Consider the following 13,040-nt stretch of genomic DNA (forward strand, 5'->3'; position numbering starts at 1 on the left):
ATGAATTTATTTCAAACCTTATAGTTAAAGCAGTTTCTACTATAATATACAAATTTCCCTGGAAATATTGGTTCCTTTTCACCTTATATTCCATATATATTTATTAGTACAAAGATCATATTTTAATATTTTTCTTCTTTAAATAAAATTAAGCCGCATTTGCGACTTAATTAATATCAATAATTAAAATTTACCGAACCATTCTCATTAAAATAATAGGTATACCCGTCAATAGTTTTTGAACTTGTTCTCATAGAACCATCTTCATTAAAGTAATAGTATTTATCATCTTTATATAGCCAACCGCGTCTCATGTTACCTGCATAATTTATGTAGTACCAGTTACCATTATCATACAACCATTCCCCAGATTTCATGCTGCCATCATCATTAAAATAGTACCATTCGCTGTCAACTTTAATCCATCTAGTATTCATTACTCCAGAAGAATCTATCAAGTACCACCTCTTTCCATAATATAACCAACCAGTCTGCATTACTCCATGAGAATCTATATAGTACCAGTTATCCTTATTAACTATCCATCCAGTTGCCATACTCCCGTCTCTTCTTAAATAGTACCAATTATTATTGTCTTCAATCCATCCTGTTCTCATGACTCCTTGGGAATCTAAATAATACCACTCACCTTCATAATATACCCATCCTGTCTGCATCATACCATTGGTTCCAAGATAGTACCAGTTGCCTCCATCTTCCATCCAATCGGTTTGCATATTTCCTCTATTATTAAAGTGGAAATATGCTTTTAATTTATCATCATAAAACCAGGTGTTTTTCAAATATTTTCCGAGCACATCATTATACTTCCATCTGCCATTTACTATTATCCACTGGTTAGGTTTTAAAGCTGCATTAATTGAATCTGCGATATTCGGAGTTACTGGAATACCTAAATATATATTGAGCGTATATGCTCCTAATCTTTGAGTATCCTCATCTTTAACTCCTATATTCAACGTATATTTTCCTATTCCTTTAAATTTTAATCTGATCGAATTTGTCTTATCTAATAATTTACCATTAACAGCAATAGAATAGTTTCCTTCAATTGGCTTCGTTTCAAGTTCCACGCTAGTAGTCCCATCATCTAATTCTATGTTATAAAAATTAGTTTCCTCGGCAAACCCTATAGTTGTACTATTAATATTTATATCCTGTAAATATACAGCCTCTTGTCCCCCTCTATATACATAAACTTTATATTCAGATGATTTCCCAGTCTTTTTATCTTCAACTTCTATTTTAATGGTATTTTTACCTTTTTTTAGTGCTATATTCTCCTTATAATTATCATCTTTAGTTACTACTTTACCGTCAATTCTAACCGTATCCAATGGGTCATCTGGTTTAGCTTTTATAAATGCTTCATCGGTATCTTTGTCCACATCCACAATGTATGAATATACGTCTTCTAAAAATTCAATATCTTTACCTTCACTAAAATATATATTCTTTAAATGAGGAAGCTCATCTGCATACACATGTGAGACAACTATAAAATTAAAGTATTCCGGTCCTATAATAGTAAATATACTAATAATAATTGCTATAGCTACGCTTCTAAGAGTTTTACTCATATTCCGTCCCTTTCATCCCTACTTTTATCCATATTAATAATGTTACCATTATAATACTTTACTGTAAACTTAGGTTTTACTGGAAAAATCTTAATTTTATATTAATTTTTTATTAATTAAATTCTAATAAAAACAAAAAAACTGTTACTTTAATGATTTTAGCAAATCACTATAAGTAACAGTTTCTCATTTTTTTCTTTGGTGTTAAGACATAAAATCTTAAAACTTTTATCTTTAGTTATCTATATTTGCTCTTAGAGCGCTACATTGATAGCTCCAAAAACAAATTTTATCTTTAGTGTGGTAGAGGGGTGAGTTCAAGAAAGAGCAAACAGACTCGACTCACAATTCACCACTCTAAATTAATACTAATAACTTAATTAATTGAATCTATTCTCTAGAATTCGATACTGAATTCTAGAACCATATTTATTTTGAATTCTTTATTTTAAACTTCTTCGTATAAATAAAGTTTCTTTTTCTAAGGAAACTCGACTCGCATTCGCTCGCTGAGTAAGTGATTCACACAAAATCGTATATTTTGGTTCTCTACTTGCTCACAGAGTAAGTTCGACTTACCAAATCATAGAATTTGGAGTCTTACTTAACCCAAGCTCCTGATGCTCCTAATTTGTATCCATTAACAGTTGTGTTAGATAACATAGCTCCTGATGCATTTAAGAAGTACCAGTTACCACCGTCTTGAACCCAACCAGTTGCCATTGCTCCTGATGCGTTTAAGAAGTACCAGTTAGCTCCATCTTTAACCCAACCTGTTTTCATAGCTCCTGATGCATTTAAGAAGTACCAGTTAGCTCCATCTTTAACCCAACCTGTAGCCATTACACCATCAGCTTTGATGTAGTACCAAACTCCACCATCGTTAACCCATTGTCCTTTAACTTGTGCTCCTGCTGAAGTATAGAATGTCCAACCTGAAGCAGTATTAACCCATCCTTTATTTACAACTGGAGTTTGATCAACTGGAGTTGTAGTAGCTTTAGCAACTGTAGCATAAGCATCTTCTCCATCTTCCCAAGCTAATAAACTATCTGCATTGTATACTTCTAAAGTATCGAATGCTCTATCAACACTGTAAACTGCAACGAAATCAGATCCATCAAATTTATAGATTGTTCCTTTGTTTAATGCCCAGGTATTACCGTCAACATCTATAGATACAGCATTTGTTCCCATAACGTCTTGGTCTTCGTTAACGTCTTGTTCTACTAAATAAGCATCTAATTTAGCAGTTGTTCCACCGTCTACTGTAACTTTATCTTTCTTTAATTTAAAAGTTTTTACAGTAACTTTGCTTCCATCGTTATTAGTTGCATAAACAACTCCATTTATTACTCTAAAGTCATATTGGCTAAGATCAGCTAAAGATGTAGCAGCATCATCAGCGTCTTCTGAATCAAAAGCAGCTGTTATTTCATATGATGCTACAGATTTTGGAAGGTAAGCTTCATCTTCTGTTTCACCTTGAGCTTTTGATATTTTTTGAAGATAAGTTTTTTGTGGTTGTGCAACACCGTCAAATGTAATATTAACTGTTGCTACTCTGTAGATGTAATCAGCATCTTCAGCAATTGTTTTAGCGCTAGCTAAATCTACCTTTATTTTGCTTGTAGAATCTACTTCACCAAAGTTATCAATTTTAACTAATTTATTGTCTTTTAATACAGATACATTTGCTACATAATCAGTATCGATATATTTTCCAGCATCATTTACATATCCGTTTAATACTGCTCCACCACTTGTAGTAGCTGCATATTCATACCAAGTCTGTCCAAATTGTTTTTCAGTGATTTCAGTCAAATCAAGATCACTTGTGCTTGCTATTTGTCCATATCTGTCTGTTTTATTTAAAGTAGATCTTAACTTGCTTGTTAAAGTATCTTTTATATCCTCTGAAGTTTCATCTTCTACAATTTTTCCAGTTGATAAATCAACTAAGTATTCATCATTTCCATCAACAACTTTAGCATATTTTGTTCCATATGCTTCAACTGAATCAGCATTATCGATATCTTCTACTAACTTATCTTTGTCACCATTGTTAAAATAAACACCAGTTTCGTCATCTGAAGATTTATATCCGTCGAAGATATAATTTCCACCATCGAAAGCTACAGCTTGTTCGATTGTTCCTTCCTTTGTTTCTAATGTTTTTGTTGCTGCACTAGCTCCAGTTGCTGGTATTAATGAAACTACTGCTGCTGCTGCTACTAACATAGAAGTCGCTTTTGTCATTCTTTTTATCATTTGTATATTCCTCCTAAAATTTTATCTAAAATGTTATAAAAATTTATTCATCATTTGTAATTTTTAACTTAATATAATTTAAAATTAACTTTGAAGTAGTATAGAGCGAGTTCGATGTAGTGTAAACACGTAATCCACTCACACTCTACTACTCTAAATTAATACTAATAACTTAATTAATTGAATCTATGCTTTAGAATTCCATATTGAATTCTAGAACCATATTTATTTTGAATTCTTTATTTTAAACTTCTTCGTATAAATAAAGTTTCTTTTTCTAAGGAAACTCGACTCGCATTCGCTCGCTCAGTAACTTCGACTTAGCAAATCTAAGATGCCCACAGGGAAAGTTCATGTTTCCAAATGTAAAATTTGGACATTTTTAGAGTCTTACTTAATCCAAGCTCCTGATGCTCCTAATTTGTATCCATTAACAGTTGTGTTAGATAACATAGCTCCTGATGCATTTAAGAAGTACCAGTTACCACCGTCTTGAACCCAACCAGTTGCCATTGCTCCTGATGCGTTTAAGAAGTACCAGTTAGCTCCATCTTTAACCCAACCTGTTTTCATAGCTCCTGATGCATTTAAGAAGTACCAGTTAGCTCCATCTTTAACCCAACCTGTAGCCATTACGCCATCAGCTTTGATGTAGTACCAAACTCCACCATCGTTAACCCATTGTCCTTTAACTTGAGCTCCTGCTGAAGTATAGAATGTCCAACCTGAAGCTGTATTAACCCATCCTTTATTTACAACTGGAGTTTGATCAACTGGAGTTGTAGTAGCCTTAGTAGCTGTAGCGTAAGCATCTTCTCCATCTTCATAAGCTAATAAGCTTGTTGCGTTGTATACATCTAAAACGTTAAATGCTCTATCAACATTGTAAGTAGCTACGAAGTCAGTTCCATTGAATTTGTAAATTACACCTTTATTTAATGCCCAAGTGTTTCCATCAACGTCTATAGATACAGCTTTTGTTCCCATTACGTCTTGATCTTCATTCACATCTTGTTCCACTAAGTAAGCGTCTAATTTAGTGGTTTGTCCATCTACTGCAACTTTATCTTTCTTTAATTTGAAAGTTTTTACAGTAACTTTGCTTCCATCGTTATTAGTTGCATAAACAACTCCATTTATTACTCTAAAGTCATATTGGCTAAGATCAGCTAAAGATGTAGCAGCATCATCAGCGTCTTCTGAATCAAAAGCAGCTGTTATTTCATATGATGCTACAGATTTTGGAAGGTAAGCTCCATCTTTTGTATCTCCTTGAGCTTTAGCTATTTTTTGAAGATATACTCTTTGAGTTCCTTCTTCAACACCGTTTACTGTAACTTTAACTTTTGCTACTCTGTATATATAATCGCTGTCTTCAGCAATTGTAGTAGCACTAGCTAAATCTACTTTTATTTTGCTTGTAGAATCTACTTTACCGAATTCATCAATTTTAGTTAACTTATTGCTGTTTAATACATAAATGTTTGCAGTAACATCTGTATCTATATATTTTCCAGCGTCATTTACATATCCGTGTAAATCTGCTGCTCCACTTGTAGTTGCTGTATATTCATACCAAGTTTCACCAAATTGACCTAATGTAATTTCATCTAATTTGATATTATCTGTACTAGCAATCTTACCATATCTATCAGTTTTACCTAAGCTTGTTTTTAATTTAGTTCTTACGTTATCTTGAATTTCATCTGTAGTTAAATCTTCTGCGATTTTTCCAGTTGATAAGTCAACTAAATACTCATCTCCATCATTTTCAGTAACTTTAGCATATTTTGTTCCGTATGCTTCGATTTTATCAGCATCTTCGATATCTGTTAATGCTTTATCGCTACCTGCGTTGTAATAAATACCAGTTTCATCATCTGATGTTTTATATCCATCATAAAGATATTTTCCACCATCAAATACTATTGCTTGATTTATAGTTCCTTCTTTTGTTTCTAATTTTTCAGCTGCACTAACACCAGTTACTGGTATTAATGAAATTACTGCTGCTGCTGCTACTAACATTGAAGTAGCTTTTGTCATTCTTTTTATCATTTGTATATTCCTCCTAAAGTTTCATCTTTTGGTTTATTAGTAATAATTTAGTTTGTTTAATAAGTTTTGGTTTTTAAATATCATTTTGGTTTACGAGTATTATTATAGCAACTTAATATTTTTTTGTCTATACCTTTTTCGAGTTTTTTGTATTAATTTGGTGTTTTTTATATCTTTTTTTAAATTAAACTATTGTTATTTTCTCAAAAACATTCTTTAATTTGAACAGAAATACTTTTATGTAATTTTTATCCATTTGGTATTGTAAAAACAACCTGTATTCTATGTTACTTTCTTATAATTGTGTTTAAAAAGGTTTAATGATACTTTTAAATTACCAATAATTCTGCATTATTGAAAAAATACTGCCTTTTTGCACAAAAATATAAAAGCAATGGAAGCAATTCCTTGTAATAAATACATTTCTAAGTATTTTATAATTTAGTTTAATTCTCTATTGTCACTATAATATACAAACTTCAAGTCGATTTTTGGTATCTTTTTTCTTAATCTCACAATTATTTTATTATTTCAACCTTAATGCTAGCTGAATCTTTCGACTTATTTTGATTTTTCGACATAGAAATATATTAAATATAGGTCTAGTCTATTTCTATGTCTAAATAAACCTAATTTATTATGATTTTCTTTCTTAACTTACAATTTTCGCTTTTATATATCACACTTATATATACACCCTTACTTTTAATTTTGGGTATCATATTCAAATTTTAGATAAATTATTTTTAAATACTCCTGAAACTTGAGTACTCCTTTATTAGATATTTTCTATAAAATATTTTTAATTTTACAGGTACGTATGTAACAAATAAAATAAAGGTAATATATTTGTACAATCTTAACAACTCATTTATACAAATGCATTACCTTTATTTATAGTTATAAGCGTTTATATATTATTTCAAGCTATTATAACTTTTGTTTTAAGATACCACACCAGCTACCAGCAAAAATGTTACTACGCTCTTTCCCACCCTAGCAATTCTTTTTCTAGTTTTTCATAATCATAGTTTCGAGGTTCAAAGTTATTAAATCTCAATGTCTTATATTTATCCTGCTTATGGATTGATCCTTTTTTCCTTGAATCTGTGCTGCTTTCTGGATACCCTTCTATTTTCCAATTGTTTAATATACCGTTTATATAATTCATTCTAAGCCTATCGACTTCCAGTGCCTTATCAATGGCAGCCTTAACATTTTCTCCTCCATGATCATTTACAGCTAATTTAATCAAATCTAAGTTACTTCCCCTAATCTTCACATTGAGACTTTTAATATACTCAATTATCTCTCCCTCACCTACCACATCTTTACCGATAATGCCTTCATGTTTAATAAAGGACCTTTTCTCTTCTGATTCATACTCTTTTATATCATTCTCCTCCATAGTTATCTGATTAATTTTCATGCTATTTTTACACTCTGACTCACTTTCTATTTCAACTATCTTTGCAATCATATCATTAATAGTTAAATCCCAATAACCAGCTTCACTCATTTCATTTTTTCTCTTTATGGAATCTTCCACTGAAATTTTCTCTAGATATAGGTCTTTTAAATTTTTCTTCTTATTAACTCGCATTATGATACATATATCTAAACCATCAATTCCTGTCTTCCATTTCTTCATATAATTTTCCGCCAATAAATTCACCTCTTCATCCCCTTTTTATATACGTTGTCACAAAAGGTAATTTTGATGATAACGTACTACAATTATAAACCCATATGATCTTCATAAATTAAAAAGCCACACATGTGTAAAATACATATGCGTGGCTTTTATATTTATAATCACGAAGCTAATCCTTTAATAAATCTAGTCATTTTAAATATCACTAGAAATCTGATTTCCATATCTAAGCAGTCATTCTTATTTATTTAACTAATGCTCCGTTATCTCCTAAAGCATACCCATCAATACTTGTGTTAGACAGCATATCCCCTGATAGACTTAAGTAATACCATGTTTCGTTATCATTTATCCAACCAGTTTGCATAGCTCCTTCACTATTTAAATAATACCATTTTCCATTGCTACTTGCCCATCCTGTTTTCATTACTCCTGAATTATCAGTTAGATACCAATTAGCTCCATCTTTAATCCATCCAGTAACATTATTTTCATCTTTAACGAATATCCAGTTGCCATTAGAAGTTTTATTCCATCCTCCACTAACAGCTCCTTGTATTGGTGTTTCACTTAAGATGTAGTCAGATCCTTTGGTAATCTCAAAGGTTGCTATTCCATTTACAACAGGTACATTCACAGATACCAAACTTAATCTATTGTTAATCAAGTTGTAAGAATATAAATTCATGGTCTTATTATTATACTTAGAATCTATGCTAGCCTGAATTGTTGCTTTACCTGGGAGCAAACCTTTATGAGCAAATGATAAAGTTACAACCTTGATTCCACCAATTAAATTGTTTATCATTGATACATTAGATGAAGTTGAACTTATTGCAGTATCTAAATCTAAAGCATTATTTACTGACACATCTTCTCCATCAAATGTCCACGAAGCATTGTTTCCAACTAATGTTAGCTTCTTATTTTGATTTCCTGCTAAAACTTCGAATATATCCTTTCCAACTGTTGATTGGCTTGATAAATTAACTTTTATAATAGGTCTAGTTGAATTCATAATTTGAGTTTTTATAATTGCTCCATCTGAAGATTTAATGGTTACAGTATCACCACTTGTAGTAACTGTTTCCTGATTGCTGCTAGAGCTTGAACTAGATGAACTTGAAGAAGATTTCTTCCTAACTGTCTCAGTGATTGATGCTTCTAATTTTCCTTCCTCTTTCGCAGTAATCTTTATAACAGTTCCTCTACTTTGTGTAGAAATATTCACTACCCATTTTCCATTTTCATCAGCTTTAGTCTTACCTATTTCCTTTTCTTCAACTTTTGTTTCAGTTACAACTTGTGCTCCTGCCGAAGTAGTATATTTAACTTCTTCCTCTACACTTAACACTATATCAGCTTTAGCTCCAGATGTTCCACTCACTTTATCAGTTGTTGTATAAATGTCCTTATCTAACGTTGGAGTTTTTGACACTTCCTGGTTACTTGATCCATTACCTGTGCCACCTGTGCCACCTGTTCCTCCTGAGTTACCTGGTTCATTAGGATTTGGAGTTTCCTTCACATAATCTTTCCAAGTGCCATCTTCAAACATTATAGAGCTTCCAAGTTTAACCTCAAACTCTGTTTTCCCATTTTTATCGGCAAGTTTATTATTTCCATCATTAATAATTATTGATACATCTCCAAAAGATTTTGGAATTATAATACTATATATTTCATTACCTTCTTCTTTCATTTGCTTTCCTGGCCATGTTGTTGTACCTCTAGTTGTATTCCAATAATGGATATTAGGAATGCCAGTCCATGTGTCAGGAACTTTAACATAAACAGTTGAGCCAGCTTCTATATTATCAGTTGGATTTGTTGGTCCCCCTGGATTGGTTCCACTATCAACCCCTGGTATATCATCTTCAGTAAATTCTCTCCAAGTATCTCCAGATAATATTAAAGTTTTCCCACCTTCAGCTTTAAAAGTTTCTGCCTGTTCCCCTTTACCGCTATTAAATATAACATTAGCATTTTCAAAACCATCTGGCATTGTATAGCTATATAAGTTATCTCCTTCATCTACCATGCTCACTCCAGGCCAATCAGTACCTGATCCGCCATCTTGCCAGTAATGAATTTTAACACTCTTCCAGCCTTTTGTATTTTTGAAATATACCTTTGATTTACTTACTAATTCGCCTGTAAGCTTACCATCGCTTTCTCCACTTGAAATAAATTCCATAGTGCTTCCAACTTTTGCAGATAAATCTACTGTTTGCTTACCATTGCCATTATTGAAAATTACCTTTGCTTTTTCATATCCCTTAGGAAGATTATAACTATATACGTTAATCCCTTCGCTGACCATACTTACGCCTGGCCACTCAATACTTGGACTTCCATCTTGCCAATAATAGATTTTTACATTGCTCCAGTTTTCTGTATTCTCAAAAAGAACTTTAGTTACACCTTGGCCTGCTACTGCTGGTGCTTCAGGTTCTTCTAGATCATCTGTAGTGAAATCTCTTAAACTTCCATCATCATAAATCTTTGATTCTCCTGCAAATAATTCATATCCGCCACTGCTTGGAAATTTATTGTTTCCATCATTAAATATTACATTAATGTTTTGGCAATTACTTGAGAAAGTGTAAGTATATAAGGTCTCAGTACCATCTACCTTTGTCATTTTAGTTCCAGGCCATGTACTTAGATCTGTAGTGACTTTACTATCACTGTTTCCATCTATTTTATACGCATATACATTTGGTTCTGCCCAATCACTTGGTTTCCTAAAATATATTTTAGAAGTTCCTGCTTCAACATATTCCTTCCAAGTTCCATCTTGCCCATCTCCAATTGGTTCACATATCATTGTACTATTAGCTGGTGCTAAAAATCCTCCTGATGCTGGAATTTGCTTACCGCTACTAGTATTAAATAAAATTTGCGCATCTTCAAAGGCTTTAGGTAAGGTATAACTAAACAATCCGTTACCCTCATTAGTCATTGCTACCCCTGGCCATCCGCCATTGACTTCCTTAAATCCGCCAGAATTTGTATAGAAGTATACATTTACATCTGACCAACCTTGAGTATTTTTAAAGTAAACCTTGGAAGTTCCTTGGACTTCTTCATCTGGTGTTACGTTTGGATCAATTAACGAATCATAAGAACTGTCATAGGCTTTCCATTGCCCCTCATCGTACACCATGTTTCCGTTTGTTGCCAAGTCTAAGGTACTTGACTTATGACCATCATAATTATCATTAAATTGTACTTTAGCCTCCGCCCATCCTTTAAGTTCATATTTATAAAAGCCATTTCCAATTTTGGCCATTTTCACTCCTGGGAAAGAAGCATTATTTTCATTATAATCATTATAAATATAAACATAAGGTACAGTCCAGTCTGCTGGCTTTTTAAAGAAAACTGTAGCAACAGAATTTACATCTTTTTTAATATAATTATATTCTTCGTTAGCTTCACCATCTAAATTACTTGCCTTTACAACAACTTTTATTTTTGCTCCTGCAGCCTCAGTATCTCCAATAGTTATTTTCTGTCCATCAGTATAGCCTGTTTCTGTATCTCCATTTATTGAATATACAGCATTATCAGAATTTTTAACATGCAGAGATAGTTCTAACGTATTGGAAAATGTGCAATTTTCCTTATCAATAGACACCTCTGGTAAATTAATTGGTGTTTCCTTAGATCCACTATCATAAAGTACAGTAATTCCTTTTGGAAGAGTTCCTGTTAATTGTGATCCATCAGAGGTAAATGTTCCTCCAGAGGTTGCACAGTTTTCATAAGCTTTAGCTGCCAATTTAGTAGCTGTGCTAAAATCCGCAATCTCATCTCCAAAGTTTACAAATACAACACCTTTATTTCCACGTTCTATCATAATAACCTTACTAGATAATTTAACTACGTTTTCATTTTCTCCTACCATAGCATTATGGAATTTATTTATAGCAACTACATCTGGATTCTTCCAATTGCTATCACCTTCATCTCCAATATTACCTTGAAGCTTTGTTCTACCTGCTGTTCTATTAAAAAATAGTGGTGTTGAAGCTGAACGAGAAGCAGTAAGTGCCCATCCATTTCTAATTTGCTCAGCAGTCAGAGCTGTTGATTCTTCAGAATCGTTTGCATAAGTATCATGAGATTCAACCCAAGTTACTAAATCCGATGGATCGACACCATTTGGAATATTATAGCTCTTGTAATTGCTAAAATTTGCATCACTCAAATTTGGACTTACATTACTGCCAACTCCTACGATGCTTCGTATAGCTCCACCAAAATTACTTGCTGTAACATCTATAAGCTTTGTATAATTTGCAAAATTATCTGCTCCACCTTGGAGTACTTCTCCATAAACAAAAGGAGTTTTATCGTTATAAGTTTTTAACCCTCCTAAAACATTAGGCCAGTAATTACTACTTGTCTTATCATCGTCAAGAGGACTTGGAAGTTCTATATGCTTAGCCGTGTCAAATCTGAAGCCGTCAGCTCCATCTGTTAAGCATTCTTCCAAGAATGTTCTTATCATGCCCTGCACATCAGCATTTGATGTATTTAAATCCGGGAGACCTAGACCTCCATGAGTCACTTCATATCTGTCATTCCAATCTTTAACCCCATGAAGTGGCAAATGCCAATAGTCTTCGTATTCAGCACCTTGAAAGGTTACTTGCGGAGCTATTGTAGTGCTGCCATCACCTTCATTATTACCGGTATGATTTGTAACTACATCAACAATGATTTTTAATCCTTCATCATGTGCTGCATCACACATTTCCTTAAATTCTTCTTCAGTTCCTAGCTGAACGTTACCAACTCTAAAAGCAATTGGTTGGTACAGTAAATACCATTTAGAATTAGTTATAGCTGAATCATCTTTACTCGGTTCAACAGGTGACACCTGCACCGCAGAGTAGCCTGCTGCCTTAATTTTTGCAACATTAGCTTTAACATTATTAAAGGACCAATCCCAAGCATGAAGTATCGTCCCCTGCTCATCTTCGCTGGTTAATTTAGTAATTGTTGTTGAGCTCGAAGTCGCTGCTTTAGCTATGATAGTACTTGGTGCGAAAGAAATAAGCATACTAAATGCTAAGACTGATGCAATTAAACTTTTCAAACTCATATGTTTTTTCTTCATTCTTTTCCCCCCATAAGTGTATATTTATTTTTGGTACCGTTTCCAAGTTGAGTGAAAATAAAATCTCTATAATATAAATCCCCTCACTTTATATCGGTATCGATTCCAATTGTTCTTGAACACCTCCTATAAAAAAATTATTAGTATTATATATTTTTATAATACGTTTTCATTAAATGAAATACTTATTAGAATTTCATTTTAATTCTATTCTAGTATTTATCTATAACTTTATCAATATAATTTTATATTACTGTATAAAATTCCAAAACTTGAATTTATTTTTAAGAATTATTACATCATGGTCAATTTACCACTCATATTT

Annotated in this window: 5 protein-coding genes; all 5 read right to left on the reverse strand. The window is 32.6% G+C overall.

What is annotated here, in order from left to right:
- Nucleotides 1-176: 176 nt before the first annotated feature.
- Nucleotides 177-1,601: a cadherin-like beta sandwich domain-containing protein gene (locus CLCHR_RS18815; RefSeq protein ID WP_079441450.1), complete on the reverse strand. Its 1,425-nt coding sequence runs from the start codon at nt 1,599-1,601 to the stop codon at nt 177-179.
- Nucleotides 1,602-2,201: 600 nt separating this feature from the next.
- Entirely contained in the window at nt 2,202-3,872 is a 1,671-nt protein-coding gene (locus tag CLCHR_RS18820; protein WP_079441451.1) for an N-acetylmuramoyl-L-alanine amidase family protein, read from the reverse strand.
- 390 nt (nt 3,873-4,262) lie between these two features.
- Nucleotides 4,263-5,930: an N-acetylmuramoyl-L-alanine amidase family protein gene (locus CLCHR_RS18825; RefSeq protein ID WP_079441452.1), complete on the reverse strand. Its 1,668-nt coding sequence runs from the start codon at nt 5,928-5,930 to the stop codon at nt 4,263-4,265.
- A 979-nt stretch (nt 5,931-6,909) separates the two neighbouring features.
- Nucleotides 6,910-7,581, reverse strand: a complete 672-nt coding sequence (locus CLCHR_RS18830; protein ID WP_139376272.1) for a DnaD domain protein — start codon at nt 7,579-7,581, stop codon at nt 6,910-6,912.
- 247 nt (nt 7,582-7,828) lie between these two features.
- A complete protein-coding gene (locus tag CLCHR_RS18835; protein ID WP_079441454.1) occupies nt 7,829-12,715 on the reverse strand; it encodes a starch-binding protein in 4,887 nt (1,628 codons plus the stop codon).
- Between the last annotated feature and the right edge of the window lie 325 nt (nt 12,716-13,040).

The sequence above is a fragment of the Clostridium chromiireducens genome (assembly GCF_002029255.1).
Taxonomy (GTDB): Bacteria; Bacillota; Clostridia; order Clostridiales; family Clostridiaceae; genus Clostridium; species Clostridium chromiireducens.

Excerpts from the sequence above, each read along its gene's own strand:
- CLCHR_RS18815 (WP_079441450.1), bottom strand. The coding sequence starts at position 1,601 with ATGAGTAAAACTCTTAGAAGCGTAGCTATAGCAATTATTATTAGTATA.
- CLCHR_RS18820 (WP_079441451.1), bottom strand. The coding sequence starts at position 3,872 with ATGATAAAAAGAATGACAAAAGCGACTTCTATGTTAGTAGCAGCAGCA.
- CLCHR_RS18825 (WP_079441452.1), bottom strand. The coding sequence starts at position 5,930 with ATGATAAAAAGAATGACAAAAGCTACTTCAATGTTAGTAGCAGCAGCA.
- CLCHR_RS18830 (WP_139376272.1), bottom strand. The coding sequence starts at position 7,581 with ATGAAGAAATGGAAGACAGGAATTGATGGTTTAGATATATGTATCATA.
- CLCHR_RS18835 (WP_079441454.1), bottom strand. The coding sequence starts at position 12,715 with ATGAAGAAAAAACATATGAGTTTGAAAAGTTTAATTGCATCAGTCTTA.